The 24,714-nt window shown below is 45.2% G+C and carries 32 protein-coding genes and 1 tRNA gene; 18 read left to right on the top strand and 15 right to left on the bottom strand.

The annotated features are described in order from the left end of the window. The first annotated feature begins 73 nt into the window (after positions 1–73). A complete protein-coding gene (locus tag ACLSU7_RS05520; protein WP_413294559.1) occupies positions 74–1,000 on the top strand; it encodes a JmjC domain-containing protein in 927 nt (308 codons plus the stop codon). A 4-nt stretch (positions 1,001–1,004) separates the two neighbouring features. Here the strand turns inward: ACLSU7_RS05520 and ACLSU7_RS05525 are convergent, their stop codons facing one another. Further along, positions 1,005–1,802: a metallophosphoesterase family protein gene (locus ACLSU7_RS05525; protein ID WP_413294560.1), complete on the bottom strand. Its 798-nt coding sequence runs from the start codon at positions 1,800–1,802 to the stop codon at positions 1,005–1,007. Positions 1,803–1,811: 9 nt separating this feature from the next. Here ACLSU7_RS05525 and ACLSU7_RS05530 point away from each other — a divergent pair, with 9 nt between their 5' ends. Beyond that, on the top strand, positions 1,812–2,681 hold the full coding sequence (locus ACLSU7_RS05530; protein ID WP_413294561.1) for a lipid kinase: 870 nt from the start codon (positions 1,812–1,814) through the stop codon (positions 2,679–2,681). Between the two features lie 20 nt (positions 2,682–2,701). On the opposite strand, the gene ACLSU7_RS05535 is transcribed toward ACLSU7_RS05530, so the two are convergent. From ACLSU7_RS05535 to ACLSU7_RS05545, 3 genes are all read right to left on the bottom strand, one after another. Further along, positions 2,702–3,454 (bottom strand): hypothetical protein, encoded by a 753-nt coding sequence (locus tag ACLSU7_RS05535; protein ID WP_413295458.1) that lies wholly within the window; start codon positions 3,452–3,454, stop codon positions 2,702–2,704. Positions 3,455–3,564: 110 nt separating this feature from the next. Beyond that, positions 3,565–4,533 (bottom strand): hypothetical protein, encoded by a 969-nt coding sequence (locus tag ACLSU7_RS05540; RefSeq protein WP_413294562.1) that lies wholly within the window; start codon positions 4,531–4,533, stop codon positions 3,565–3,567. Beyond that, positions 4,530–5,258, bottom strand: a complete 729-nt coding sequence (locus tag ACLSU7_RS05545; protein WP_413294563.1) for a hypothetical protein — start codon at positions 5,256–5,258, stop codon at positions 4,530–4,532. Before ACLSU7_RS05545 ends, ACLSU7_RS05540 begins: the two co-directional genes overlap by 4 nt. A 405-nt stretch (positions 5,259–5,663) precedes the next feature. Between ACLSU7_RS05545 and ACLSU7_RS05550 the strand changes: the two genes are divergently transcribed. Next, positions 5,664–6,203, top strand: coding sequence for a hypothetical protein (locus ACLSU7_RS05550; protein WP_413294564.1), 540 nt, complete (start codon positions 5,664–5,666; stop codon positions 6,201–6,203). Between the two features lie 157 nt (positions 6,204–6,360). On the opposite strand, the gene ACLSU7_RS05555 is transcribed toward ACLSU7_RS05550, so the two are convergent. Next, positions 6,361–6,437, bottom strand: a tRNA-Asp gene (locus ACLSU7_RS05555). A 250-nt stretch (positions 6,438–6,687) separates the two neighbouring features. Here ACLSU7_RS05555 and ACLSU7_RS05560 point away from each other — a divergent pair. The 3 genes from ACLSU7_RS05560 to ACLSU7_RS05570 are packed head-to-tail and all read left to right on the top strand — an operon-like array spanning position 6,688 to position 8,059. Beyond that, the gene (locus ACLSU7_RS05560; protein ID WP_413294565.1) at positions 6,688–7,089 is read left to right on the top strand and encodes a response regulator; all 402 of its coding nucleotides are present in this window, start codon (positions 6,688–6,690) and stop codon (positions 7,087–7,089) included. A 21-nt stretch (positions 7,090–7,110) separates the two neighbouring features. Continuing rightward, a complete protein-coding gene (gene orn / locus ACLSU7_RS05565) occupies positions 7,111–7,638 on the top strand; it encodes an oligoribonuclease (RefSeq protein ID WP_413294566.1) in 528 nt (175 codons plus the stop codon). Between the two features lie 31 nt (positions 7,639–7,669). Continuing rightward, on the top strand, positions 7,670–8,059 hold the full coding sequence (locus ACLSU7_RS05570; protein ID WP_413294567.1) for an NINE protein: 390 nt from the start codon (positions 7,670–7,672) through the stop codon (positions 8,057–8,059). A gap of 29 nt (positions 8,060–8,088) precedes the next feature. On the opposite strand, the gene ACLSU7_RS05575 is transcribed toward ACLSU7_RS05570, so the two are convergent. Beyond that, positions 8,089–9,501 (bottom strand): sigma-54-dependent transcriptional regulator, encoded by a 1,413-nt coding sequence (locus ACLSU7_RS05575; protein ID WP_413294568.1) that lies wholly within the window; start codon positions 9,499–9,501, stop codon positions 8,089–8,091. Between the two features lie 213 nt (positions 9,502–9,714). Here ACLSU7_RS05575 and ACLSU7_RS05580 point away from each other — a divergent pair, with 213 nt between their 5' ends. From ACLSU7_RS05580 to ACLSU7_RS05590, 3 genes are all read left to right on the top strand, one after another. Beyond that, positions 9,715–10,290 carry a hypothetical protein gene (locus ACLSU7_RS05580; protein ID WP_413294569.1) on the top strand — a complete coding sequence of 192 codons (576 nt, stop codon included), beginning with the start codon at positions 9,715–9,717 and terminating at the stop codon, positions 10,288–10,290. Positions 10,291–10,308: 18 nt separating this feature from the next. Next, on the top strand, positions 10,309–10,569 hold the full coding sequence (locus ACLSU7_RS05585; RefSeq protein ID WP_181606732.1) for a CsbD family protein: 261 nt from the start codon (positions 10,309–10,311) through the stop codon (positions 10,567–10,569). Between the two features lie 135 nt (positions 10,570–10,704). After that, positions 10,705–10,965 carry a hypothetical protein gene (locus ACLSU7_RS05590; RefSeq protein WP_413294570.1) on the top strand — a complete coding sequence of 87 codons (261 nt, stop codon included), beginning with the start codon at positions 10,705–10,707 and terminating at the stop codon, positions 10,963–10,965. A 65-nt stretch (positions 10,966–11,030) separates the two neighbouring features. On the opposite strand, the gene ACLSU7_RS05595 is transcribed toward ACLSU7_RS05590, so the two are convergent. Beyond that, positions 11,031–11,321: an Hpt domain-containing protein gene (locus ACLSU7_RS05595; RefSeq protein ID WP_413294571.1), complete on the bottom strand. Its 291-nt coding sequence runs from the start codon at positions 11,319–11,321 to the stop codon at positions 11,031–11,033. Between the two features lie 239 nt (positions 11,322–11,560). On the opposite strand from ACLSU7_RS05595, the gene ACLSU7_RS05600 reads away from it, so the two are divergent. From ACLSU7_RS05600 to ACLSU7_RS05610, 3 genes are all read left to right on the top strand, one after another. Then, on the top strand, positions 11,561–11,806 hold the full coding sequence (locus ACLSU7_RS05600) for a hypothetical protein (RefSeq protein WP_413294572.1): 246 nt from the start codon (positions 11,561–11,563) through the stop codon (positions 11,804–11,806). A 48-nt stretch (positions 11,807–11,854) separates the two neighbouring features. After that, positions 11,855–12,514, top strand: coding sequence for a hypothetical protein (locus tag ACLSU7_RS05605; RefSeq protein ID WP_413294573.1), 660 nt, complete (start codon positions 11,855–11,857; stop codon positions 12,512–12,514). Positions 12,515–12,774: 260 nt separating this feature from the next. Next, positions 12,775–13,419, top strand: coding sequence for a hypothetical protein (locus tag ACLSU7_RS05610; RefSeq protein ID WP_413294574.1), 645 nt, complete (start codon positions 12,775–12,777; stop codon positions 13,417–13,419). Between the two features lie 57 nt (positions 13,420–13,476). Here ACLSU7_RS05610 and ahcY read toward each other — a convergent pair whose 3' ends face one another. From ahcY to ACLSU7_RS05625, 3 genes are all read right to left on the bottom strand, one after another. After that, entirely contained in the window at positions 13,477–14,889 is a 1,413-nt protein-coding gene (gene ahcY, locus ACLSU7_RS05615) for an adenosylhomocysteinase (RefSeq protein ID WP_413294575.1), read from the bottom strand. A gap of 74 nt (positions 14,890–14,963) precedes the next feature. Further along, the gene (map, locus tag ACLSU7_RS05620) at positions 14,964–15,746 is read right to left on the bottom strand and encodes a type I methionyl aminopeptidase (RefSeq protein WP_413294576.1); all 783 of its coding nucleotides are present in this window, start codon (positions 15,744–15,746) and stop codon (positions 14,964–14,966) included. A gap of 454 nt (positions 15,747–16,200) precedes the next feature. Then, positions 16,201–16,614, bottom strand: coding sequence for an SWIB/MDM2 domain-containing protein (locus ACLSU7_RS05625; RefSeq protein WP_413294577.1), 414 nt, complete (start codon positions 16,612–16,614; stop codon positions 16,201–16,203). Positions 16,615–16,891: 277 nt separating this feature from the next. Here ACLSU7_RS05625 and ACLSU7_RS05630 point away from each other — a divergent pair, with 277 nt between their 5' ends. Continuing rightward, on the top strand, positions 16,892–17,296 hold the full coding sequence (locus tag ACLSU7_RS05630; RefSeq protein WP_413294578.1) for a J domain-containing protein: 405 nt from the start codon (positions 16,892–16,894) through the stop codon (positions 17,294–17,296). Between the two features lie 35 nt (positions 17,297–17,331). Continuing rightward, positions 17,332–18,594, top strand: a complete 1,263-nt coding sequence (locus ACLSU7_RS05635) for a sensor histidine kinase (protein ID WP_413294579.1) — start codon at positions 17,332–17,334, stop codon at positions 18,592–18,594. 16 nt (positions 18,595–18,610) lie between these two features. Here ACLSU7_RS05635 and ettA read toward each other — a convergent pair whose 3' ends face one another. After that, the gene (ettA, locus tag ACLSU7_RS05640; protein ID WP_142699665.1) at positions 18,611–20,281 is read right to left on the bottom strand and encodes an energy-dependent translational throttle protein EttA; all 1,671 of its coding nucleotides are present in this window, start codon (positions 20,279–20,281) and stop codon (positions 18,611–18,613) included. 129 nt (positions 20,282–20,410) lie between these two features. On the opposite strand from ettA, the gene ACLSU7_RS05645 reads away from it, so the two are divergent. Beyond that, complete coding sequence (locus tag ACLSU7_RS05645; RefSeq protein WP_413294580.1) at positions 20,411–20,674, top strand: hypothetical protein; 264 nt, start codon at positions 20,411–20,413, stop codon at positions 20,672–20,674. Positions 20,675–20,701: 27 nt separating this feature from the next. Beyond that, positions 20,702–21,478 carry a methyltransferase domain-containing protein gene (locus ACLSU7_RS05650; protein ID WP_413294581.1) on the top strand — a complete coding sequence of 259 codons (777 nt, stop codon included), beginning with the start codon at positions 20,702–20,704 and terminating at the stop codon, positions 21,476–21,478. Here ACLSU7_RS05650 and ACLSU7_RS05655 read toward each other — a convergent pair. The 4 genes from ACLSU7_RS05655 to ACLSU7_RS05670 are packed head-to-tail and all read right to left on the bottom strand — an operon-like array spanning position 21,475 to position 23,498. Next, positions 21,475–22,209 carry a substrate-binding periplasmic protein gene (locus ACLSU7_RS05655; RefSeq protein WP_413294582.1) on the bottom strand — a complete coding sequence of 245 codons (735 nt, stop codon included), beginning with the start codon at positions 22,207–22,209 and terminating at the stop codon, positions 21,475–21,477. The genes ACLSU7_RS05650 and ACLSU7_RS05655 overlap by 4 nt on opposite strands. Positions 22,210–22,237: 28 nt before the next feature. Then, positions 22,238–22,591, bottom strand: a complete 354-nt coding sequence (locus ACLSU7_RS05660) for a BolA family protein (protein WP_413294583.1) — start codon at positions 22,589–22,591, stop codon at positions 22,238–22,240. Further along, complete coding sequence (locus ACLSU7_RS05665) at positions 22,569–23,156, bottom strand: hypothetical protein (protein ID WP_413294584.1); 588 nt, start codon at positions 23,154–23,156, stop codon at positions 22,569–22,571. The genes ACLSU7_RS05660 and ACLSU7_RS05665 overlap by 23 nt, the downstream gene beginning before the upstream one ends. Positions 23,157–23,216: 60 nt before the next feature. Then, the gene (locus ACLSU7_RS05670) at positions 23,217–23,498 is read right to left on the bottom strand and encodes a hypothetical protein (protein ID WP_413294585.1); all 282 of its coding nucleotides are present in this window, start codon (positions 23,496–23,498) and stop codon (positions 23,217–23,219) included. A 119-nt stretch (positions 23,499–23,617) separates the two neighbouring features. Here ACLSU7_RS05670 and ACLSU7_RS05675 point away from each other — a divergent pair, with 119 nt between their 5' ends. Then, complete coding sequence (locus ACLSU7_RS05675) at positions 23,618–24,031, top strand: hypothetical protein (protein WP_413294586.1); 414 nt, start codon at positions 23,618–23,620, stop codon at positions 24,029–24,031. Next, positions 24,028–24,672, top strand: coding sequence for an RluA family pseudouridine synthase (locus ACLSU7_RS05680; protein WP_413294587.1), 645 nt, complete (start codon positions 24,028–24,030; stop codon positions 24,670–24,672). The genes ACLSU7_RS05675 and ACLSU7_RS05680 overlap by 4 nt, the downstream gene beginning before the upstream one ends. Positions 24,673–24,714 lie beyond the last annotated feature (42 nt).

Consider the following 24,714-nt stretch of genomic DNA (forward strand, 5'->3'; position numbering starts at 1 on the left):
ATTTGAGTCCTTTATCTTTTCTAGCTATCATACTTCTCTTGAAGGCCTTGCGGCAATTTGCTAAATTCAATCCATGAAAAAAATCGGCCTTGCAGACCTTATAGCTCCCATTAGTGTACAAGAATTCTTTAGCTCCAATTGGCCGCTGGAGCCCTTGTTCATTAAGCCCACACCAGGCAAGCTTCAAACCATTTTTGAACTTCCGCAATTACAGGATCTAGAATTACTGATCGCAGCCCGTCAACGCCAAGTGCGCGCGTGCCTGCCCGATTTTGATGATGAATACAGTTCGATTCATTTGCAACCCTCAGATGCTTTGAAAGCTTATCGCAACAATATGACCCTGGTTTTTGATTCCATGCAAAGTCAGGATGCGACCATTGCGGCTTCGTTAAAACAAATCCGCCAGGATTTGGGATTGGTCACAGGTGGAGAGGAAAACGATCTATGCAAAGCCCGTTCAATCGCTTATGCAACACCTGCTGGATGCGGCACTCGCCTGCATTTCGATGCGAATGCCAATTTTGTGATTCAAATTCAAGGAACTAAAACCTGGCGTTTAGCCCCCAATGAATCCGTGGATTTTCCGACCGAGCGTTTTACAACAGGCTCTTTAGAAATGCCGGCGGCCCTTGAAAAGCAATGTCACGCACATCTTATTGATGAATTACCGGAAGACAGTATGACTTGCGTAATGAAACCAGGCTGTGTGCTATTTGTCCCTCGCGGTTACTGGCATGAAACCACAACCGAAGAGGATTCATTGTCTTTGAATTTTACGTTCAGCCAACCAACCTGGGCTGACGTGTTTACAAAATCCTTGCAAGAAGTTCTGTTACGTTCACCAGAGTGGCGAGAGCTCGCAGACGGCTTAGAAGGCACCGATGCAGCTCGAAAAGAGCAAGCCATCGAACGCTTTGAATTCCTGGTAAAAAACCTGACCGAAGAACTTCCAGGAATTTCTGGCGCAGCTCTATTGAGCGAAGGTGGATTGATTTAAACCTTCATGGTTGAAGAGCTTGCCCCGAAAAAAACTGAATCGTGCGCGCGACGTGATCTTCGCGTGCAATGAATCCCGTATCCCCTAAAAAGTAAGTCTCGACTTTAACTGCACCTTTAGAAACTTCCAGGACATGGAAATTATTGACTTCTCCGCGCAATCGGCTCGACGTCGCGCTGCCTGCAGAAATATGCAAGACTTCCTGATTAGTTCCTGGATCTACTAACTCGACCCAGTTCAGGTGGGAATGACCACTGAGGATCACATGGGGTCGCAAGTTCAACAGACGAGGAATAAGTTCTTTGGGACGAATCTGGGCAAGAGCTTCAGGAACAAAAATAGGATGATGACATACGATGACCCTTAAGGCGTCGGGGTTCGCTTCTTTAAAAAACTTTTCAGCACGCAGGATATCAGATTTTAAAATCCTTCCTTCCACAGAGCGGATCGCGGTGGCGGTGCGAAAACCGATCGCTGCAATTTCTGAATCCTGATACGTATCAACCGTTACATTCCTTATAAATTTGTTATAGTTCGCTAAGGGCTGTACAAGACGGGACAAGAAATTATACAAAGGGATATCGTGATTGCCGGGAACAGTCAGGACCGGCACGGGCATTTTTTTAATGAAGTCTTGAGCATCCTGATACTGACCTCGACGAGCTCGTTGGGTCCAGTCTCCTGACATAATGATCAGGTCCAACTTCAGAGCATCACTCTGAAGAAACTGCTCCAGAGATTTAATTGCAGGAGGATGGATTCGGCCAAAGTGTAAATCAGAAATGTGTAACACTCGCTTCATCCTATTGTTATGGAAAATATCTTAGTCTTCGTCAACCCTCGAGCGCGCCAGGGCAATCAGTTGGATTCAGAAATTAAAAATTGGTTGAAGGACCAAGGCTATAATGTGTTGAATTCCAGTTTTGATCCTAAACACGACAAAATAGTCGACATTATCAAAAAACATCGGGATCAAAAACCGATTGTTCTGGTCGGCGGCGGAGATGGCTCCGTTAACGAAGCCTTACCCGCATTAGTACAGCATCAACTCCCCTTGCTGTTAATTCCCTTGGGCACTGCAAACAATCTCGCGCGCTCGATGGAAATTCCCACCGACTATAAAAAAGCTTTGGAGCTAATCAATCAGAAAAATATTAAAAACATTGATGTAGGAGTCGCCAACGATATCCACTTTGTAAATGTCATAGGGTTGGGGCTTAGCACGCAAGTGAATCGCTTGGTTCGCTCTGAATGGAAGCGCTGGCTGGGAGTATTTGCCTTTGTATTCATGGCCCTTAAAGTCGTATGGCGCATGAACCCGCTCCGTGTGCAAATTGAATGCGATGGAAAACGTCATCGTGCTTATAGCTGGCAAATTTCTGTATGCAATGGTCGAAACTACGGAAATGGCCTGGTGATTCACGAGGACGCCACCCTAGATGACAACACTCTGCACGCGCTCAGCACCGAAGTTGAAAAGTGGTGGCAGGGTTTTGCTCTGATTCCATCCCTCTTAACTGGGAAGTTTCGCAAAGATCACCCAGTCACTGTATTAAGTGGACAATCCATGACGATCTCTACCACCCGCCCTATGAAGGTCGATGTGGATGGGGATATCAAAACCAAAACACCGGTGAAGCTCTCGGTTTTATCTAAAGCGTTACGTATCTTTGCACCTTAGCTAAAGCAGGCCCCCGACGTTCAATCTTCAAAACAACGGATCGCGCATTTTGCGTCGGGTGTGGGAAGGTCTCCTGCATAAGCACAGGTGCAGCTTCGGGTTGTGGAATCATAGCTAATAATTGCGGGTGGACGGCTCACCTGCAAAGTTCCCCCATTTGTCGATGGAGCTCGCACTATATAATCATCTGAATTGGGCAGATACCCTTCCGTTCTGCAGTCCAGAACATCAGGCGCAGGACGTGGACTGGATCCACTAGGGCATTCCGCATGATACAAACTTCCCGTATACCATTTCGCTTGAACGGCTTTGCATTCTTCAAATATAAAAATATCGTCGATACCATTCGCCTGACGGCAAATCAGATCCAGGACATATCGAGGCGTGTATTCTCGCGTCCAGCATTCAACGATGATGCCATTTTTCTCTTTTACCACCAGTGGAATGATCTTTTGTCGCGATCCGATTTTCTTGTGTCCTTTATCGAAAGAAAAAACAAGATTGGCGACACTTACGTCTGGCGCTATGGCTGCAACTTTCCGTAATTGCATGCGTGTTAACTTCACGCCGCCATCCATCTGACCGCTTTTGACAAGTGGTGAAAGAGCCGTTCCATCTTTTTGATGATGATAAAAACTACTAATCAGGGTGCCTTGAGAACCTGCCGGTAATTTGATGCCTTTATTTCCCAGGTTCAATGTGCACTCATTATTTTTTGCCAAAGTTCGACGGACCACTGAGACCGTATCGTCGATATCCAGGGACCTCTTCATTCCGTGAACATAATTGAAAGACTCAGCTGTGAACTGGCTGAGTATCAACATCATGACGGCGCTTATGCCGATTGAAACCAGTATCTGAATCAGTGTAAATCCTCGTTGATTCATCTGGGAACACACCTTACATAAGTTTGAACAGGAGCTGAACCTTCCAGCACGGTGGAGAGGTGTTCAAATTCACAGCTATCGCTCGCAGGATGAGCTTTAGAAGCACTTGCGGGTTGGGGCTGGGTCACAGTCCTAAACACGCCTCCATCAGCCATATAGGTTCTGGGAGGAAGAGCGATAGCCCCCTGCCGCGAAACTTTACACAACTTCAAAGATGGCAAATCAGGCCGGCTTTGAAAGCGCGAGGGCACCGCAAGCCTTCGGTTGGAACCACAATCCGCTTCATCCAAAGTCAAACCCTTAACCCATTCCACAGCTGCAATATCTGCGCATGCGGCAGTCCCGGGTGGTGCGGCTGGAATCAAATAATTGTACATGGGATTATAGGATGAAAATCCCCAGCCATTGTGCTGGCAGATCCTTTGAGGGACTGTGTAGAGGCCGAATGCCGTTGTCGAGCAGAAGACGATACCCGCGCTGTTGAATCCAACATAAAGCGGAAGCGCGCGTGTGATTTGACTTCCTCCCAATGCTTCTTGGCCTTTTTCAAACGAAAATACCAATTCAGCTAAGGCGGTATTCGCAGTGAGCATTGTCACCGGAACAAGTCTTATTTCTTTAATTCGCACTCCTGAAGGATCAAAGGTTTTTCCCGCACTTAAGATGTCGGTTTGTTTATCATTCATCAAATTATAAAAGGAAATCTGATTAACTTTTTCGCCAACGGGGTTATTCGGCTTAAAGCCCACTCGCCCGGCCAAAATAGAGGTACAATATCTTTCATCAGCACCAAAAGCGGCCGTCACGTGAGCCATGGCATTTTCAATGCTGGTGTTTTGATTCCCGGACTGCACTGCCAAGGCCAAACTTCTCATATGACTGATAACTCCGAATATCAATATGGACATGATTCCAAGACTGAGCAAAACCGACAAAATAGATACATTACCACGTTCTGAACTCATGGATAGACCGTCCCATCTATGCACATTTTTGATTCAGGATCGAAAAAATAGATTGGCCCAGAAATTTCCTGACATAAAAAGTCTTCCAGAGTTTTACCTGGATATTTTTCAGGATACGGAAGAGTTGAAGCAAAGCAATCCGTGAACACGCCGCTACCATTGGTGGCAAAATAAAAGGGGATTTCGATCGGCCGAGAATTCACGGTCAAAGACGATTCGAAGTGAACGACTAAATTTACCAAGTAAGAATTCGTTCCCCGAAGCTCGCTTCCAGCTGCAAAAGCCGACAAAGACGAAGGTGGCACCGGAGCAAAAGCGATTTTTGAAATCTTAACTCCCCTGGCGGTACTACCAGAACCGAAAAGAATTTTGGGTGAAGCATTTGATGGCGATGTGGTGTAACGAGCATCTACAATTCTAATTGCCCCCTGCTCCGATGACAGCAGGGCTTCCTTGATTGTTTTTCCAAAAGCTCCTGTTTTCAGATTCTGGCGGCATAAATCATGATGAGTGAAAAGCATCTCCAAACGAGTCTTAAGCGCGAGCGCCGACTGATCATTGCGGTCTTTGCTAGCGAGCTCCGTGCGAATGGTCACTTGTGACAGAACGGTCGTCGCTAGCACCCCGATCGCAATCACAGCGATTGAAATGGCCCCCACCATAAAGCCACTGTCTTCGCCGATGACAAATGAAGTCTGTCCCGAACTATTGATATATTCCCCCAAGAAATTAAATCCTTGTTTAGGTTAGCAAAAATGTTGGAACACGAAATAGGAATCAGGAAACAATTTTCATATTCGCCGAAGGAGCACAATTTTTAATGTTTACGGATTACTATGGAACATTCTTCGCTTTACATCGAGACGACATCAGATTTTTTTTGGAGTCATCGAATGTTCGTGATTGCAGATGCGAAATGAACGAACTCAACCTTTTTGTAAAAGTAAACGACAATCCGACAAGATCATTGAGTTGAAGGCACTTCGTTGAATTTGGGGCAAAATTACTCTTTGCCATGTGGCATTTTCCATCACTCACCCTCTCTAAAGCAAAAAGAAGTTCCTAATTAGATGGCGAGGCTTTTGCTTAAGCACAATCAGCAGAATCTTTTAGGACCAAGGAGTGATCCCATGAGTTTGTATAGCTATTTAAACGTTCAGCACAATTCAGCTCTTAGAAAAGCGGAGCATATCGAAAAACTTCCTCGCCAGGATAAATTCAGCAGAAAAGTTTTTACCGACGATTTAATTCGTCACGTTCGCAGCCTTTTCATGGCAGAGCAAGTTTCTTTGTATTCGGCCGTGGAAGCTTTTGCTGACTCCACTAATTTTTTAGAAAGTTCCCTACGCAATCAAGAGATGGTCCTATCGAAGCTTAAGAGTTACGCTGCCAATCCAAACCCTGAAGACAACATTCCGCTTTTACTTCATAACTACAACACCAATCAGCAGGCATTCATTTATCCAGTGGCACGAAAACATCTGAACGCGGATCAGGAGTATTCATTAGGAAACTTCTGTGCGCAATTTTACGAATTAGTCTTTAGAGACGTCACTGGCTTCGACGCTTTGACAAGAATAAGCGGCCAACTTCCGCCTAATATGAGAGAACGTGCTGGCAAAAGACTTCGCGAAGTTTTAAAACCATACCCACTGCACCAAACGGCTTAGTCGAAATTTGGAATGGTAAAATCACTAGTTTTTCTAGCTTATGAATAGTCTGGAAATTGTTTTCTAGATTCTCTGGGCATAAAAAAACCGAAGACTCAGCTTCGGTGATTTTGCCATCCTCTTTAATTGCTTCGGCTAAGCCAAAAGAGAGAAAAAATGGCGGGGTGGACGGGACTCGAACCCGCGGCCTTCCGCGTGACAGGCGGACGTTATAACCAACTTAACTACCACCCCAGTGGTGTTTTGGAAGACTTGTTATAGCTACTCGGCCCCAGCAGATCAACATTAATTTTAAAAATTTTAATGATTCTTTTGGTTCTGCCCATTCACTGATGCACCATAGACACCGATTCGGGGTTAGATGCTGCATTTTTGTGCAAACATAGGAAATCTCAGGCTTTTCTGTGCAACTATACAGCCGATTCGGGTGTTTTTGCGCGGCTCCCCCGATGACTCCCCCATTTATTTCAGACATACTTGTCCCATGATTGTTCAAGCACCTGCTCGTACCGGCAAACTCCTAATCATCGACGACGAAGAAGATCTTCGCGAAGTTCTGACCGCTATCCTCGAAGACTCCGCTCAAACAATCGATACCGCAGCCAATGGGATTGAAGGTATCGAGAAACTTAAATCAGGTCATTATGATGCTGTTTTGTCTGACGAAAAGATGCCCAAGAAAAGCGGCATTGAAGTCCTAAAATGGATGCGTGAGAACGGTATCAACACTCCCTTCATCATGCACACAGGATACGGTCAAAAGGACATCATTCAAGAAGCCCAAAAGCTGGGAGTTTTTGCGTTGATCGATAAACCTTGGGACGAGAAAAAGCTGATCAAGACGGTCGAAACAGCTTTGCAAACTGGCACCTCTACGCCAAAATAAGTTTTAACGACGGGAAATCACATGGATAAAATTTTTTGGCTTGATATGGAAATGACGGGACTTGATGTTGAGAAAGAACGCATAATCGAAGTCGCAGCCATCGTCACAGACTTAAACTTTAAAGAGCTGGATGTTTTTGAAACCGTGGTAAAGCAACCACAAAAATTCCTGGACAGCATGGATGCCTGGAATACCGAGCACCACAAGAAATCGGGCCTCACTGCTAAAGTTCCAAACGGCATGCCAGAAGACCAAGCCGAAGCAAAGCTTGTGGACCTGGTAAAAAAACACTGGCCAGATCCAAAAGATCGCCCGGTTATGGGTGGCAATTCAATCATGCAAGATCGTCTCTTCATTAATAAATACATGCCTGATCTTGCGGGCCGCCTGCACTATCGCCAAGTCGACGTGTCTTCGTGGAAAGTGATCATCAATAACAAGTTCAAATATGTTTATCAAAAAACCAATAGCCACAGAGCTTTGGATGATATCCGAGAGAGCATTCAAGAACTTCGTCATTACTGCGACAATTTGAATTTCAAAAAATAGTTATTCAATACCCCATTTGAGGGAGGCTCCGGTGCCAGTTCCAACTCATTCTAAAACCATCGGTTATATTCTGTGGATTTTTGGATTTACGGGGTCTCACCGTTTTTACTATGGAAAACCTATTACTGGTACGATCTGGTTTTTGACTTTGGGTCTCGCCGGAATAGGTTGGCTGATTGATTTCTTTTTAATTCCCGGGATGAGTAAAGACGCTGCGAGAAATTTCCGTAGCGGGCAAAACGATTACACCATCGCGTGGATCTTACTTACGTTCTTGGGATACTTAGGAATACACCGTTTTTACTTAGGCAAATGGTTCACAGGGATTATCTGGTTCCTCACTGTGGGACTTTTCGGAATCGGTTACCTTTGGGATTTCTGGACATTAAACACTCAAGTATCTGAAGCAAATAGAAAATAAAAAAAAGCCGGTCTCCCCGGCTTTTCTTTTTAGTGCGACAACTCGGCGCCACCCACTTCATCTTGAAGTTTGCGATACAAGGTCTTACGGTCAATCCCTAGGGTTTTTGCCGTCAGGTCTTTGACTCGGTCGCATTTCTCATAGACGAACTGAATATACTTTTTCTCAAGCTCCTGCAGAGGCGCCACTTGCTCGCCGTAGCGGAAAACGAAAGCGTTTTTGCGTTCATCCACTTCGGCTTCCTCTTGAATCGGACCGTCATCAAATAATAGGAAGGCCGAAACATCGATTTCAGGACCGGAACTCAGAACCACAGCGCGCTCCACCGCATTTTCCAGCTCGCGCACATTCCCGCGCCAATTTTGGGTGAGTAGGAATTCCTTTGCAGATTTTTTAAAGCCGGTGATGCCAGAATTATTTAGATCGGCAAATTTTTTCAGGAAGAACTCAGCCAGGGGCAAAATATCTTCACGGCGCTCACGCAGTGGCGGAATCGTGATGGGGATTACGTTCAAACGGAAGAACAAATCTTCACGGAAACGCTTCGCTTGAACCTCGGCACGCAAGTCTTTGTGTGTGGCCGTGACCACGCGCACATCGATGTTACGGGACTGATTTTCCCCGACTCTTTTGATTTCTTTTTCCTGAAGCACGCGTAAAAGTTTTGCTTGAAGTGAAAGATTTAAGTCGCCGATTTCATCCAGGAACAATGTTCCGCCATCAGCTTCCTCAAACAAGCCGATTTTTTTATCATGGGCACCTGTGAAGGAACCTTTGGCGTGACCAAAGAGTTCAGATTCCAACAAGTTTTCTGGAATCGCCGAGCAATTGATTGCAACGAAAGGTTTGTCAGCGCGATTGCTCCATTTATGGATGGCTTTCGCAAAAACTTCCTTCCCTGTTCCCGACTCTCCGGTAATAGAAACCGTCGCCGAACTTTTAGCAACGCGTTTTGAAAGTTCAATGATACGACGAATGCCTTCACTTTTTCCGATGATGCCATCAGGACTTAAACCTTTGGATTGATCGATGGCATCGCGCAGATTTTTATTTTCGCGATTTAAATAGTTATACTTAAATGCGCGTTGAGCGGAAATTAATAGTTGTGGAAAGTGAATGGGCTTTACCACGAAATCGTACGCCCCTGCTTCGATTGCAGAAACTGCGGTATCGACGTCGTTTGAAACAGTGACTAAAATAATAGGCACCATCAAACCTTCATTGCGCATCTGACGAATGAAATCGACACCGGACATCTGTGGCAGATTTAAATCCGTGATGATGGCATCGGGTGCCATACGGCCCGATTTAATTTTTTGAAGTGCTTCCAGCGGTTCAGAACAATGATGGACTGAAATATCTTTCTGTCTGAAGTATGCAACAGCAAGTTCCGCAAGATCCAAGTCGTCTTCAATAAGTAGAATGTGCTTTGGAGAATTCATAACTTTTGTACCCCCAGTTAATGAGCCAATTAAAAACCCATGAGGCATTTAGCTACAACTCAAAAGTCCGTTTCTGCCCCAAACGTAATGTTTTACAGATTCTGTTAGCGATAAATTTGATTTGAGCAAAAAAGTCGAGTGGCCCTCGAAATGCATAATAGATTCTTGTCCGGGGCGTTAAGCCCTGTAAATGACAAGAAGGAGACAACGATTATGTTGCATAAAAAAGTACTTTTCGGAACGGCGGCATTGGCAGCTACAGCAGCATTCGCAGTAGGTTGCGCAACAACGGAACCTCAAGAAGCAAAACAAGAAACTCCATCTAAAGTTTCTCAAGCAGCAGCTGAAGTGGGCGCAACTTATTATACAGTGATTGATTTCCCTCAAGGCAAAAACACTGTGACAGACACTGAGAAGCAAAAACTTCGTCAACTTGCTGGCGTCGCAAATGCACGCGGTGATGTGAAAGAGATCCAGGTTTTGGCTTGGGCTGACCGTGAATACCCTGCTGAGGGACAAAAAGTTGCGAGCAACGACAAAAAGCTAGCAGACGATCGTGTAGCAGCTGTGAAAGATTTCTTTAAAAAAGATCTTCAATCAGATGCTGATATCGATGGTCACAACATGGCTAAACGCCCAGGCTTTTTCGCTGAGCTAGTAAATTCAGACGATAACAAAACGAAATCTACATTTGAAAACATCGGTGCTGCACCCAATGACATTGGCAATCGCCAAGCATTGGTAGGAAACAAAGCTTCTAAAGCAGTAATCCTTGTAAAATACGAATAACCAAACCAGGAGGTAGTTATGAATAAAGACGTCATCCAAGGAAAATGGAATGAGATCAAAGGTGAGCTTCGCAAAACGTGGGGCAACATCACTGACGACGAATTCGAAAAAACAAAAGGTGATGCACAAGCCATCGCCGGTATCGTGCAACAACGTTACGGCTTGGCGAAAGAAGATGCTTCTGAAAAAGTATCTACATTGATGAGCCGTTATGCAGAATCCACTAAAGATTCACTTCGTCAAGGACGCGACGAAGCAGAACGCAAACGCAATCACTAATTAAAAGTTATTGTTCGCTCCGTGACTGGATCCTTCAGCGGTCACGGGTTCTCCGCCGCCCCTTTGGATTTCTCCGCCGAGAAAACAAGGGGGCGGTCTCTCTCTCAACACATGACGATTCAACAAGGAGGCCACATGGCACAAACTACAGACCAAATGGTATCAACAGGTAAATCGACATTTAATAAAACTAAAGATGCAGTGAATAGCGTTGATTTCAACGACGCGAAACAAGCTGCAAGCGACTATGCTGCCGAACTGAAAGATTCAGCGATGGAATATGCTGATAAAGCGGTAAAGATTGCTAAGAAAAATCCACTATACGTAGCTGCCGGCGCAGCTGGCTTGGGTCTACTTATCGGTGGTTTGTTGATGCGCGGAAATCGCAGAAACTAAGCAAAGTTAAAAACTTTAAAAAGCCACGGTATCACTTGAAGACTAGATACCGTGGCTTTTTCTATTTAAGGCGCGAGTTGTTTTAAGTGTTCGCGCATGGAATTTAGAAGCGTACGAGTTACATTCTTAACTCCCAAATCATTCTGGCTTAAAGCCATCGCTTCCAACTCTTTTGCTGTCGCTGTCAAATTTGGAAAATCAAAAGTGTCGGCATTTCCTTTAATTTGATGTCCCAGTTTTTTTGCCAATTCAAAATCGATCACTCCGCCCTCTTCGATACGTGACAACTCGCCGATACGGCGAAGCAGATAACGAATTTGGTCTTCGGGTGAAACTTTGAAATCATCATCACTCACAATGTACCCCACATGTTGATATGCAGATATTCTAAATGAAAGTACCAGAAATCATCAAGGGCCTATTTGGGGCGACAAATTTTCCACAAGCTGTGGAATCTTGCCCCGTCATTTAACAATTTAAGTTTGAAACACAATTTATTTGCAGCTCGCGGTCGGCATCGCAGTTGCAATATCCATTCTGTATGAAACATGTATGGGAAAATAACCCCATTTATTTGAGATAAAGGAGAACGGTTATGAAATTTTTCACTTCACTAGTTATGGTCGGTTTGTTGTTTGGCACATCTTACAGCTTTGCGAATGACATCAAAGACACTGCCAAAGAAGCCGCACAAGACACTAAGAAAAATGTCAAAAAAGGCGCCAACCGAGTTGAAGAAGCTGGTTGTGAAATGGTGAATGGAAAAATGGAATGCGCAGGTAAAAAGCTTAAAAACCGCGCAGGCGAAGTTAAAGAAGAAGTAAAAGACATGGCGAACTAGTTTTCGCGTCTGACTCTATTTTCAGGACATTTCTTACAGGAGCATCAAATGAATTTCAAAAAAGTACTTAGCATGGCAGCGATCGCTATCTTGGCAACCCCTTCCGTATATGCACAAGATAAAACGACAACTGAAACAACAACTGAATCTTCATCTTCAAGCGACATCAAACCAGGTGGCATGTTCATCGAGCCCATGCTGACATATCAAACAGGCGATGTGACAGTGAAATGGCCTTCACCACTGAACGAATCCAAAGAAGACCTTAAAGGTTTTGGCTTGGGTCTGCGCTTTGGTGTGCACGTCTATGAATCTCTTTTCTTGGGTGTAGACGGTCGTTATTCAAAACCAACTTATGACTCTTCTGCATTGAATGGTGATGGATCTTCAGATGCCTATGATGCTGGTTTGACTTTAGGTGTGCAAACACCACTGGCTGGCATCCGCGTTTGGGGTACTTACATCATGACAGGCGCGTTGAATCCTGAAGAGATCAACGGCGTCGACGCGAAGTTTTCTGATCTTAAAGGTTACCGCATTGGTGCGGGTGTTTACGTAAAAAGCGTGAGCATCAACCTTGAGTATCAGGACGCAACTTATGACAAAACTACAATTGAAAAAGCCGGTCCCCTGTCTGGGAACCTAGATGGCATCGACGGACACAACAAGAGCTACATCTTAAGCTTGTCCTTCCCTGTCAATCTCTAAACTCCCTTCACACTGCGGGCAGCTTCGTTGAGCCGGGCTGCCCGTTCCTCTTTTCTCCCCTGGTCAGTTCATGACGATTCAGTTAAGAACCAGATAAATATTGTAAACGCCTCTTCCTTTAGTAAATTTCAATTAACACAAAACTAAATAATCATGACCGGTTTTTCCGTAAACCCGAGGCGCCTATTTTAAGCTGGCTCTTATCCCTATTTCTAACCACGGCATTCGCTGCCAGTGCGGAACCTATTCAAGAGGTTTCGATGGGAATTCCCTATAAATTTACGCGCAATAAAGCCTTGGTGGAGTATCATGATCTGCTTATTCAGGCGTTCTCCGATATAGGATATAAAGTCGTCCTGACACCGATCGCGATTCAAAGCTCTCACGAGATGCTAACTTCTGGCGAAGTCGATACCGTGGCTTATGACGATCTTGCCGATGAGGATGGACGCGACCACATCATCACGACGTCCTTTCCTGTGGCGCTTACAGAAGGAATAGTCTTTTATTCAAAGGTTCGTCCGATTAAAGAAAAAAACTTAAGCAAATACCGTGGCGCCATTTCAAAAAATAATGCTGCCATCATTCGCGAAGCTAAAAAAAGAAATCTCAAGTTCATTCAAACTGCGAGTCCTTTTCACTGCATCCAAACGGTCGTCGAGAAAAAAGCCGATTACTGCATCACCATCAAGGAAGTCGGAAAATCCAGTGCCAATGCCAATCCAGAATCCAGGGGCACACTTTTATCCTTGGAAAAACCCTTCGTAAAAGTGCCTGTTTATGTTTCGATGAAAAAGAAATACGAAAAGGATCTGCCAAAGTTTGAAACCGCTTTGAAAGTCAGACTGCGCGGCGATCTTAGCAAGTATCCAAATATCCGCCCGGCACTGAATACCAATCCCTAAATAAAAAAAAGCCCCACTGCTTCCAGTGAGGCTTTTGATTTTTCCAAATAAATCGGATTAGTAACGGTAGTGATCTGGTTTGAATGGACCAGATGGGTTCATGTGCAAGTACTTCGCTTGTTTTTGAGAAAGCTTAGTCAATTTCACACCCAATTTACCCAAGTGAAGAGCTGCCACTTTTTCGTCCAAGTGTTTAGGCAAACGGTAAACAGCGATCTCTTGGTATTTGTCGCGGTTGTTGTAAAGTTCCATTTGAGCCAATACTTGGTTTGTGAAAGAGTTCGACATTACGAAGCTTGGGTGACCAGTTGCACAGCCCAAGTTCACCAAACGACCTTTTGCAAGGATGATGATTTGGTTGCCGTTTTTCAAAGTGTGGATGTCCACTTGTGGTTTAACTTCGCGGATTTTTGAGTTTTTGTTCATCCAAGCCATATCGATTTCGATGTCGAAGTGACCAATGTTACAAACGATCGCGTTGTTTTTCATTTTAGTGAAGTGCTTTTCAGTGATGATATCGCAGCAACCAGTTGCCGTTACAAAGATATCGCCCAGTGGAGCTGCTTCTTCCATAGTCACAACTTCGAAACCTTCCATAGCTGCTTGCAATGCGCAGATCGGATCGATTTCAGTTACAAGAACGCGAGCGCCCAAGCCACGCATAGAGTGCGCAGAACCTTTACCTACGTCGCCGTAACCAGCAACCACGCACACTTTACCAGCGATCATCACGTCAGTCGCACGTTTGATACCGTCAGCAAGTGATTCGCGGCAACCGTACAAGTTGTCGAATTTAGATTTAGTTACAGAGTCATTGATGTTGATTGCTGGAACTTTCAATTTTCCTGCTTTCAACATGACTTCTAGATTGTGCACACCCGTTGTTGTCTCTTCAGAGATACCGATGATTTTCTTCATCTCTTTGGCGAAACGAGGCTCGTGCATCATGTTCGTCAAATCGCCACCATCATCCAGGATCATGTTGTAGCCGTCTTTACCCCAACCCGTGATAGTTTGTTCGATACACCAGTTGAACTCAGTCTCAGTCAAACCTTTCCAAGCAAATACTGGGATACCAGCAGCAGCGATAGCCACAGCCGCGTGATCTTGAGTCGAGAAGATGTTGCAAGAAGACCAACGGATTTCAGCACCAAGCTCTACAAGTGTTTCAATCAACACTGCAGTTTGAATTGTCATGTGAAGGCAACCCGCGATTTTTGCACCTTTAAGAGGTTTTTGTTTTCCGAACTCTTTACGAAGAGCCATCAAACCTGGCATTTCAGTTTCAGCAATAGAGATCTCTTCACGACCCCATTTAGCAAGCTTTGCGAAAACCTCTGGGTTTTCCATCGCTTCTTTGCAAACCATGAAGTCACGGTTGTTCTTAGCAGTTGTTGTTTTAGAATTCGCCGCCACAGCAGCTTTTGCGTTCTTTTTCATCGCTTTTCCATTCGTCGTTGTAAGAGCCATTTTGAAAACGTCCTTTGTTAATTAATTAATCTAAAAAATAAATATTTACTTCGGCAGCGCCGAAGTGTGTACAGCTATGGAAGTGTCAGGATTTCGTAACCGGTGTCGGTTACAAGAACTGTATGCTCATACTGAGCCGACAATTTACCATCCGCCGTGTTGTAGTACTTGATAGAAGAATTCGGAATAGCAAACTCCACTACATCTTCAACACCTTGATTCACCATAGGTTCAACAGTGATACAGTGAAAAGGAACCAAGCGCTCGCCCTTACCCTTTTTACCGAATGCCGGAACAAAAGGTTCATCGTGGAAAGTACGACCCACACCATGACCACCGATTTCTTTAACCACGGTATAGCCTTTGCGAGTGACATACTTATAAGTTTCAAATCCAATATCACCCGTATACCCACGAGGAGTGATCGCCTCAATCCCCTTGTCACGAGCCAACTGCGCCGTTTCCACAAGATCGCGTGCTTCATCAGAAACATCACCGATCATGTACATACGAGAAGTATCCCCAAAGAAACCATCAATCCAAGCCGTCACATCCACATTGATGATGTCACCGTCTTTAAGAATCACAGAAGAATCCGGAACCCCATGACAAACAACTTCATTCACAGAAGTACAAGTATACTTAGGATATCCATGATACCCCAAACAAGCCGACTTAGCCCCACGAGTCTTCATGAAATCATTAGCAAGCTCATCAATCTCCTGAGTAGAGATCCCAATTTTCACATACTTTTCAAGATAAGTAAGAGTATCAGCCGCAATCCTGCAGGCCACAGTCATTTTTTTGATCTCTTCAAGAGAAAGAGGCTTAATTCCCATAGGAAAAAGGTATAACACACCCCCCTCCCCATTCCAAGCCAAGGATTACGCCCAAGAAAGCAGCTCTATCAACTCGTCCACACCCACCATAAAACCCGAACAAACCCCACACATGAGACAAGACCCATCCCAAAAGCGAGTCCCAGCGAGTTCCAAAGGAACAAGCCCGCCCCAACAGCGGCGCCAAGTCGCCAAAGGCGACGGCCAGCCAAAACAGCGGCGCCCGAAGGGCCAGCCCGCCAGCCAACGATAATCACGCAGAAGGACTCGAACAAGTTCAAAGAAGGGATGGTTCAAAAGGCCCCAGGAGCAAGGCGGAGGGAGCGAACCGCAGCGCAGGCGTGCCCCAGGCACGTCGGAGCGAGGACCGCACCCGACAACGCAGCGATGGGGTCTTTTCAACCATCCCGCCACGAAGGCAAAAAAAAAGCCACCCAAAGGTGGCTTTTTTCCATCTTAATGTAGCTAGATACTACTTAAGGTGTTTAGAAACTAGTTTAGTCATGTCGAACATGCTAACTTGAGTTTTGCCGCCGAAAACTTCTTTAAGTTTTGCGTCTGCATTGATGTTACGTTTGTTTTTAGAATCTTGAAGATTGTTCTTCTTGATGTAAGCCCAAAGTTTTTTAACAACTTCAGTACGTGGAAGTGGAGAAGCACCAACAACTGCTGCCAAAGCTGCAGATGGAGTCAAAGCTTTCATGAAAGCTGCGTTTGGCTTACGAGCAGATTTAGCTTTTGGAGCTTTAGCTGCTTTAGCTTTAGGAGCTGCTTTTTTAGTAGTAGCTTTTGCTTTTGGAGCTGCTTTTTTAGCAGTTGTTTTTTTAGCTGCAGCTTTTTTTGGAGCAGCTTTCTTAGTAGTAGCTTTTTTAGTAGCTTTTGCCATTGTTAATTCCTCCGTTAGGATTATTGTCTTGTTTATCTCGAATGAGTTAAGTGTGTATCCAAGTCTAGGCGTTTGTCCAAAAAAAAATGCAGGACCCCCATTTTTTTTCGCACCCCCTCTAAAAACCGCATTTTCCCCTCTGAAACCGGTCTTTTTACCTCGGAAAACACCGTTTTTCCCTCGAGAAACCACCTTTTCTCGAGGGAAAAAGGTCTAATTTTGATTCACTTCACACCTCTAGACTCCTTGAAAATCGGGGTTTTCCGAATAGAAAGGCATGAGTTTTCAGACGAGTTTCAAACAAATTTTGCGCGAAAAGATGGGGGAGACCCCTACCAATCAAGCAAATTACTCTTCTGTCATGGACTCTGATCCGATTCATTTAGCCTACCTTTTAGGTCAGATTAATAAGACAGAACTGCAAACTCCACGTGGACAATATCCTCGCTCAGCAGTTCGTCCACAGCGCAAACCTCACTCTTTCTCCCCTTCACAGCGCCAAGCTTTTGAGTTTTTCAAATGCTGGATCCATGGTTTGTCAGAGGGTTTTACTGAGACTGAATTGAGAAAAGCCTTTCGTCAGGCAGCTTTAAGACTCCACCCAGACCACGGCGGAAACGCTCAGCAGTTCATGGAGTTGAAAGAACATTTCGAAACTCTAAGATCCATTTTCCAGTCTTAAGAATAACTTACATTAATCCGAAACTTTAAATACACATGAAGGTATTTACTTCCCTCCCATTCGAGGACCATCGCAAACGTTTGCTCTATCTGAAGATTATGTACTTCGTGGGCTCCCTTATGTGTTTGTTCTATATCTATCGCTTTGCCGATGCCTTCGCGGCTCCCCAATATAATGACATCCTGGTGCCACTGTTTGTGACGATCCTGATTGGACCACCTCTTTTGTGGTACCGCTTTAAGCTCTATGCCCACGCGGCGGTCCTGCTGTTGCTTTCTTTAGTGTTCGTTATGATCATGCTGATTCATCTGACCGGCGGACTGTTTGCCCCGGGGATTTATTGGTTGGCGGTTGTTCCATTGGCGACGGCCATTCTATTTGGAACACGTGGCGCGATCTCGGGCTATTTTTGTGTGGCAGCCACGTTCACGGTGTTTTGGTTAAACCACAATATGCAAACCGGCCCCAATCTGATTCCCTCCCCCCAGGTGTTCCGGGAAGAATTGATTTTAAATTTGATCGTCTTTATCGGCTTCACCAGCTTTACGACCCATGTCTATTTGCGTAACGAAGCCGCTTACACCCAGAATTTGCGTGAAAAACACAACGACGTGGAAAATCTGTTGCGCGTGCTTTTGCATGATATCGCGAACACCCTGTCGTCCATGACCCTTCAATTGATCCGCGCCAAAGAGGAACAATCTACGGGCGGCAATGAGCTTGAAAAAATGGAACGAGCGGTTCAGGAGATCAACAATCTTTTAAACCAAGTGCGCCACTTAAAATCCGTGAAAGACGGAAAAGCGAAACTTCCCCTGCGCCCGATGTCTTTGGCAAAAATCCTGAACGACATCTATGAAAATGCCGAGGCCTTGGCCGCTCCCAAGGGCATTAAGCTTTCTTTAGATATGTCCCGAGACAAGATGTTAGTGAACGCTGAAAAAACGATTCTAGGGAACGTGGTGCTTTTAAACATCATCAGTAATGCCGTTAAGTTCTCGCACCCGGGTGATCGCATCGACATTCGTGCCTTCACAGACGAGAAACTCGTTTCTATTGTGATTCAAGATTATGGAGTGGGTATTCCGCCGGAGATTCTGGAAAATCTATTTAATATTGCCAGCCAAACGAATCGCGCAGGAACTCACGGAGAAAAAGGCACCGGCTACGGGATGCCTTTAGTGAAAGAATACATTCAAATGCTAGGCGGATCGATCGAAGTCACATCCGCCGAAACCGTGACCGACTCTCACCCCCAAGGGACAAGAGTCACACTGAAGCTCCCACTCGCCGAGTAGGAGCCCCGATTTTAAATTAAACCATTTTAAATCTAATACGTTTTGGCCCCGCATTTTCGCCCAGGCGTTTTTTGCGGTCTTCTTCGTATTCAGTGAAATTTCCAGGGTAGAATTCAATTTTTGAATCCCCTTCGAATGCCATGATGTGCGTGCAGACGCGGTCCAAGAACCAGCGATCATGCGAGATCACCACAACAGATCCACCGAACTCTAAAAGCGCTTCCTCAAGGGCACGCATCGTGTTCACGTCCAAGTCATTCGTTGGCTCATCCAGAAGCAATAGGTTTCCGCCCTCTTTCAGGATTTTCGCCATATTCACACGGTTGCGCTCACCACCCGACAACTGACCCACTTTCTTTTGTTGATCAGAACCGGAGAAGTTAAACCAGGAAACGTACTGACGAGATGGAATCTCACGTGTACCCAATTGGATCACGTCCGCACCGCCAGAAAGCTCTTCAAAGATGGTTTTGTTCGGATCCAATGTCTCACGGGTTTGATCCACGTAAGAAATCTTCACTGTTTCACCGACTTTGAAAGTTCCTGAATCTGGAGACTCTTTGCCTGTGATCATACGGAACAAAGTGGATTTACCGACACCGTTCGGTCCGATAACACCCACGATCGCACCACGAGGAATCGTGAAGCTGACATCGTCCAAAAGAACTTTGTGATCATAAGCCTTCGTAATACCTTTGGCTTCAACCACGATATCACCCAAACGAGGCCCTGGCGGGATGTAGATGGACATCTCTTGGATTTTCTCTGGAGATGCTTCCTTCAACAGGTTTTCATAGTTAGAAATACGCGCTTTAGATTTTGCCTGCCGAGCCTTAGCTCCCTGACGAATCCAATCCAACTCTTTTTCCAAAGTTTTAGCTTTGCGAGCTTGGTCTTTCTGCTCATTCGCCGTGCGCTTGTCTTTTTGTTCCAACCAAGATGTGTAGTTCCCTTTCCAAGGAATACCTTCACCACGGTCTAATTCCAAAATCCAACCGGCAACGTTATCCAAGAAATAACGGTCATGGGTAACGGCAATAACAGTTCCTGGGAACTTGGAAAGATATTGTTCAAGCCACGCTACCGATTCTGCGTCCAAGTGATTCGTCGGCTCATCCAAAAGCAGGATATCTGGCTCAGACATGATCAAACGAGCCAAAGCCACACGGCGTTTTTCACCACCGGAAAGCTTTGTCACACCCATGTCACCATCTGGACAGCGAAGAGCATCCATCACGATTTCGATCTTTTGATCGACATCCCAGGCTCCCAAGGCATCCAATTTTTCCTGAAGAGCGCCTTGTTTGTCGATGAGCTTGTTCATCTCATCTGGATCCAAATCAGGATCTGCAAACTTATCGTTGATCGCGTTGTATTCCGCCATCACTTTTGGAAGCTCACCCATACCGGCAAAGATGTTTTCTTTAACAGTTAAAGCGTCGTCCAATTGAGGTTCTTGCTCGAAGTAACCTACTTTCATGGTTTTCGAAGGGAAAGCTTCCCCCAAAAAGTCCTTGTCTGTGCCTGCCATGATTCTAAGCAAAGTGGATTTACCAGATCCGTTCAGACCTAGAACACCGATTTTAGCTCCGTAGAAGTAAGAAAGGTAAATGTCCTTCAAAACGTAACGATTTGGAGGATATACTTTACTTACACCTTTCATTGTGTAGATAATCTCTTGAGACATGATGTCACCCCATTTGAAAGCGCCAATTTATTAAGAGTGAAAATGCTTGTCAAATGGAGTTCCTACGATAACACTATCGCCTTCGTGCATGATGCACGTCCGATACATTAAATATTTACAGAATTGGTCATGAGTAACGACATCATTGAATCGGCACGTACGACGCGTGCTAACACAACTGAGAAAGAAGCAACGACTGCTTCAACTGCTAAAGAGACAGGCAAAAAAAGCCTCTTTGGCAATCTCAATGCAGACCTTAAACAGGCTCTGGATACGTGGGATGTTATTACCGAAACAATGACCAACAAAGTCTCCCCCGAGCAGGAACAGCTGCAGGAAGTCAAAAAACTTCTGGGAGAGTTGAAATCCAAGCTCGCACAATTTGAAGACTAATTGATTCCCTTGCGCTAAACTCTGTCCATGAGCGACTCATGGAACCCCAACCAATACGAGAAGTTTAAAAACGAAAGATCACAACCCTTTTTGGATCTTTTAGAATTCATTAAGCCCGAAAAATTTGAAACTGCGGTTGATCTGGGATGTGGCACCGGAGAATTGACCCGGATGATGCACGATCGATTCTCCCCTGCTTCGACCATGGGAATGGATTCATCGGAAGCCATGCTCGCAAAAACGGCGGCTTTTCAAACGGAAAATTTAAAGTTCGCTCAGGGAGATATCGATATTTGGGAAAAGCCCCAAGGTTTTGACTTGATCATCTCCAATGCAGCTCTTCAGTGGAGTCCCCAACATCGAGATCTATTTTCAAGACTGCATCGCTCTTTGCGCCGCGGCGGTCAGCTGGCGGTACAGATGCCGATGAACCACGATTACGCGACCCATGTTCTTTCCAGCGCTATGTCTCACGAAGATCGTTGGAAAAAAGCCCTTGGCGGAAAAGTTTACGACAAACCCAAAACCATGCTGACCGTCGAGGATTACGCCTCGTTGATGTTTAAACTTGGATTTAAAGAGCAACGTGTGGAGCTAAAAGTTTACGGCCATGTCCTGGAATCACGCGAAGGCGTGATCGAGTGGGTACGGGGATCGATGCTGACGTACTTTGAAAAACACATGGGCAAAGAAGACTTCGCAGCCTTTCTGCATGAGTACCAGGAGCGACTATTTAAGATTCTTCCTGACGATAAGCCGTTCTTTTATCCATTCAAACGGATCTTTATCTGGGGGCGCGCTTAATTTTTTTTTGCGCGGTAATGTTTACGATTCGCTTTGAGCAGCGAATCGATTTCATTTTTAATTTCGGGCGATAGCTTCTTACTAAAGGCGACGTGAACGCTGTACATCGGAATATCGGTGATTTCGACACTTTTTAGATTCACGAATTTGTTTTTTTCGACCAATTCGTTGGTGATGGACGAAAGATGAACAAAGACACCATCAATGCGATGGGTTTCAACCAAGTTGGAAAGTCGCTCGCTGAGATCTACACCGCTTAAGGTGATGGTGTTGATTTTATACTGTTTGAATTCTTCAGGCAAAGTCGCCCCCGCCATCAAGCCCACGGTTTTTCCGGTGAAATCTTTGATTGAAGCCGTTGTTTGACCTTTACGAAAGTCTTTAAGGACGATGATCCCCGGGTACTCAGAGATAAAGGGCTCGGACGAATAATCAAAAATCTTCTCCCGCTCCGGTGTTTTTAAAATAAAAAACAACATGTCGATATTATTGTTTTCCAGGTCTCGGAGTTCCCGCTTAAAGGGCGATCCTCGCCACACAACATTGATATTAAATTTCTTTTTAATTTCCGGAAAAACATATTTGATCATGAAATCTGGCCCCGCCCCTTTAGGTGGATTCAGATCTCCACTGACGACGTGAGGTGGCCCTTGCACCGCCGCCACACGCAATGGCTCGACCCCGTGAGCCGACAGGCCCGCTAAAATACTGAACAGAAAAATAAATTTCATCTGGAGAATATTAGATCAGCATAGAATGCTATTTGGGAAGTCTTTTGGAGCCGCCACGACATTCTGGAGAAATAAAATTGAGCGCGTCTTTCTGAGCCTCGAATTCCGTAGGCGTCAGGGCTTTTTGGGTAAGAGCATGCAAACCAGCACTAAATTCAGATTTCAAAGCGTCATTTACACTGCGCTGACGATCAACACGGGATTTTCCCTCGAATAAGGGTGATACGATCAAAACTTTGTAGTGGGTTTCACTTCCGGGACCGGAGTGCATGTGGCTCTCGTTTTCGATTTCTAAAACCGAAGGGGCAAGAGCCTTTGTCAAAAATTCGAAAATACGTGCTTCACGATTCACAACGGAACTACTGCTTCTTACGTTTTTCAATTTCAGATTTTACGTAATCCATGCCCATTTTCGCCATGGCAAAGACGCCTTTTTCTTCTAGCTTCTTTTCCACTTCTTTGGCTTTGCGAAGTGCACGACCTGCTGCCATCGCGGCCAACGGATGCCCTACTGGCAAAGACTCAAAGTCCCCATCTTTTTTCCACTCGTCCACAACCGTATCAGCGATTTCCATGACTTTCGGTGCTTTCATCCGAAGGATTTCTGAACCATAGAATTCCACATGGGATTTTTCCTGGTGCTCATCCGCTGGGCCGCCTTCATAGGCCATCTCTTCAGGAGCTAATTCATCATTAGCAGAGCCAGCATTGAAAGTCCCGCTGTCGTGTTGGGGTTCATGTGTGGGATGAGGCACACCCTCATTTTGGGCTTCAGTATTAATATCATCAGAGGAAGAAACCGAGATCTCATCTGCCTTATCGATTTTATTTTCCACAGCAGAATCATATTCCACTTCGGACGGATGCATCTCTTGACCGACGCTGTTTGAGGGAGTCGATGGAGAAGAATGTTTATGCGAAGATTTATGATGATGTTTTTTGGACATAAGTCCTCCTCTGACGTTGTCTAAGCGTAGCGCTTTTTACCATCCCTTGGGTAGTCCCTGTCACAATTGAAAAGGCGCGTCGCTTGTGGTTCGAACTCGGTCGGGGTCTAGGCGGGAAATTTCGTCGGCCAAATAGGCTCTCATGTCTTCGATATCGTCGTTATACATCCATAGAAGCTCTTCTCGAACTCTTGCCAGACGAAGTTGCTGTTCTCGATTGAGGGGTCTTAAGCTCTCTATAAGGCGCATGAGATGTAAATCCACTTCTCTTTTGAAGTCACCGTAGTCCAAATCGTCTTCATTTTTCAAAAATACCAAAAACTCCTGGATATCCGAATTCATGATTCCTCCTGAGGGTTATTTTAAAACTTCAGGGCCCTGGTCTCGAGATTCTCTGGGCAATCTTGCCAAGAATCATTGCAAGGCCTTATAATGAGGACTCTTTATTACAAAGGAAAACCATGGCTCCTGAAATGGCAGCAGGCTATATCGTCGGAATCGTCCCCTCTTTGGCTACCACGGGGGCTCACTATTGGTTTCACCAAAAGAAAACAAAGAGCTCTGCATTCCAACAACTGCAAAAAAATCTGGCGACCGTGCAAAAGTACTGGTGTGAATCGCAAAGCCGCATCTTGCCCTTAGAAGAAAATTCTCAAGCAAAAGATCACGAAGCTTTTAAAACGAGCCTTTACATCATGGGCTCCTTATTCGCGTTTTTAAGTTGGGTGGGATTCATGTTTAACATGATCGTTTTGGCTTCCACTCGGAAACTGGCGATATCCCGTTTCGAACAAAAGATTTTCGCTTCTGAACTTTGCACCAAAACTCTTACGGCTGCAGAAATCGAAGCGATCCTAAAGGATTGCGAAGCGTGACACCTTTAGAAATTATCGCTCGCGGTGAAGGCTGGGTTGTCATCAACAAGCCACCGGGAGTTTCTGTTCACAATGATCCCCGTGACGTCGTTCATATTCTTGAAAAACAATTAATCCCGGGAAGCTTTGATAGCATTCACCCCGTTCACCGCCTGGATAAAGAAACCAGTGGATTGCTATTACTGGCTTTAAATGCACGCCTGGCAAAAGAATTGGCCGAGCAGTTCCAAGCTCGCACCTGTGAAAAGTATTACTTTGCTTTGTTACGAGGCTCAATGCCGGTTTCTGAGGTGTGGCAACATTGGAATACACCGATTTCCGATAAAGCAGAGGGACGCAACAATCCTCAAGGTCTCGCGAAGGACCGTGTGGAAGCTCGCACAGATTTTAAAGTTATCAAATCGGATCAATATACATCATTGATTGAGGTTCGCTTACTCACAGGCCGCCAACATCAAATCCGCAAACACGCAGCCATCGCCAAACACGCGATCTTAGGTGACACCCGATACGGCGACCCGAAATTCAATAAACGAATCGCCGAAATTTACAAAACCGACAGAATGTTCCTGCACGCCGGAAAATTAAAAATCACCATCAGCGGAAAAGAACACACCTTCGAAGCCCCCCGCGAATTCTAAAAGGTGCCAGGTCCTATTTCTTGTCGCGTGTCGACAAGAAAT

It is taken from the genome of Bdellovibrio sp. HCB185ZH (genome assembly GCF_047302455.1).
Taxonomy (GTDB): domain Bacteria; phylum Bdellovibrionota; class Bdellovibrionia; order Bdellovibrionales; family Bdellovibrionaceae; genus Bdellovibrio.

What these genes read in the sequence shown, in the direction of transcription:
- ACLSU7_RS05520 (WP_413294559.1), top strand. Translation starts at nt 74, where the DNA reads ATGAAAAAAATCGGCCTTGCAGACCTTATAGCTCCCATTAGTGTACAA.
- ACLSU7_RS05525 (WP_413294560.1), bottom strand. Translation starts at nt 1,802, where the DNA reads ATGAAGCGAGTGTTACACATTTCTGATTTACACTTTGGCCGAATCCAT.
- ACLSU7_RS05530 (WP_413294561.1), top strand. Translation starts at nt 1,812, where the DNA reads ATGGAAAATATCTTAGTCTTCGTCAACCCTCGAGCGCGCCAGGGCAAT.
- ACLSU7_RS05535 (WP_413295458.1), bottom strand. Translation starts at nt 3,454, where the DNA reads ATGAAGAGGTCCCTGGATATCGACGATACGGTCTCAGTGGTCCGTCGA.
- ACLSU7_RS05540 (WP_413294562.1), bottom strand. Translation starts at nt 4,533, where the DNA reads ATGAGTTCAGAACGTGGTAATGTATCTATTTTGTCGGTTTTGCTCAGT.
- ACLSU7_RS05550 (WP_413294564.1), top strand. Translation starts at nt 5,664, where the DNA reads ATGAGTTTGTATAGCTATTTAAACGTTCAGCACAATTCAGCTCTTAGA.
- ACLSU7_RS05560 (WP_413294565.1), top strand. Translation starts at nt 6,688, where the DNA reads ATGATTGTTCAAGCACCTGCTCGTACCGGCAAACTCCTAATCATCGAC.
- orn (WP_413294566.1), top strand. Translation starts at nt 7,111, where the DNA reads ATGGATAAAATTTTTTGGCTTGATATGGAAATGACGGGACTTGATGTT.
- ACLSU7_RS05575 (WP_413294568.1), bottom strand. Translation starts at nt 9,501, where the DNA reads ATGAATTCTCCAAAGCACATTCTACTTATTGAAGACGACTTGGATCTT.
- ACLSU7_RS05580 (WP_413294569.1), top strand. Translation starts at nt 9,715, where the DNA reads ATGTTGCATAAAAAAGTACTTTTCGGAACGGCGGCATTGGCAGCTACA.
- ACLSU7_RS05585 (WP_181606732.1), top strand. Translation starts at nt 10,309, where the DNA reads ATGAATAAAGACGTCATCCAAGGAAAATGGAATGAGATCAAAGGTGAG.
- ACLSU7_RS05590 (WP_413294570.1), top strand. Translation starts at nt 10,705, where the DNA reads ATGGCACAAACTACAGACCAAATGGTATCAACAGGTAAATCGACATTT.
- ACLSU7_RS05600 (WP_413294572.1), top strand. Translation starts at nt 11,561, where the DNA reads ATGAAATTTTTCACTTCACTAGTTATGGTCGGTTTGTTGTTTGGCACA.
- ACLSU7_RS05605 (WP_413294573.1), top strand. Translation starts at nt 11,855, where the DNA reads ATGAATTTCAAAAAAGTACTTAGCATGGCAGCGATCGCTATCTTGGCA.
- ACLSU7_RS05610 (WP_413294574.1), top strand. Translation starts at nt 12,775, where the DNA reads ATGGGAATTCCCTATAAATTTACGCGCAATAAAGCCTTGGTGGAGTAT.
- ahcY (WP_413294575.1), bottom strand. Translation starts at nt 14,889, where the DNA reads ATGGCTCTTACAACGACGAATGGAAAAGCGATGAAAAAGAACGCAAAA.
- ACLSU7_RS05625 (WP_413294577.1), bottom strand. Translation starts at nt 16,614, where the DNA reads ATGGCAAAAGCTACTAAAAAAGCTACTACTAAGAAAGCTGCTCCAAAA.
- ACLSU7_RS05630 (WP_413294578.1), top strand. Translation starts at nt 16,892, where the DNA reads ATGAGTTTTCAGACGAGTTTCAAACAAATTTTGCGCGAAAAGATGGGG.
- ACLSU7_RS05635 (WP_413294579.1), top strand. Translation starts at nt 17,332, where the DNA reads ATGAAGGTATTTACTTCCCTCCCATTCGAGGACCATCGCAAACGTTTG.
- ettA (WP_142699665.1), bottom strand. Translation starts at nt 20,281, where the DNA reads ATGTCTCAAGAGATTATCTACACAATGAAAGGTGTAAGTAAAGTATAT.
- ACLSU7_RS05645 (WP_413294580.1), top strand. Translation starts at nt 20,411, where the DNA reads ATGAGTAACGACATCATTGAATCGGCACGTACGACGCGTGCTAACACA.
- ACLSU7_RS05650 (WP_413294581.1), top strand. Translation starts at nt 20,702, where the DNA reads ATGAGCGACTCATGGAACCCCAACCAATACGAGAAGTTTAAAAACGAA.
- ACLSU7_RS05655 (WP_413294582.1), bottom strand. Translation starts at nt 22,209, where the DNA reads ATGAAATTTATTTTTCTGTTCAGTATTTTAGCGGGCCTGTCGGCTCAC.
- ACLSU7_RS05665 (WP_413294584.1), bottom strand. Translation starts at nt 23,156, where the DNA reads ATGTCCAAAAAACATCATCATAAATCTTCGCATAAACATTCTTCTCCA.
- ACLSU7_RS05670 (WP_413294585.1), bottom strand. Translation starts at nt 23,498, where the DNA reads ATGAATTCGGATATCCAGGAGTTTTTGGTATTTTTGAAAAATGAAGAC.
- ACLSU7_RS05675 (WP_413294586.1), top strand. Translation starts at nt 23,618, where the DNA reads ATGGCTCCTGAAATGGCAGCAGGCTATATCGTCGGAATCGTCCCCTCT.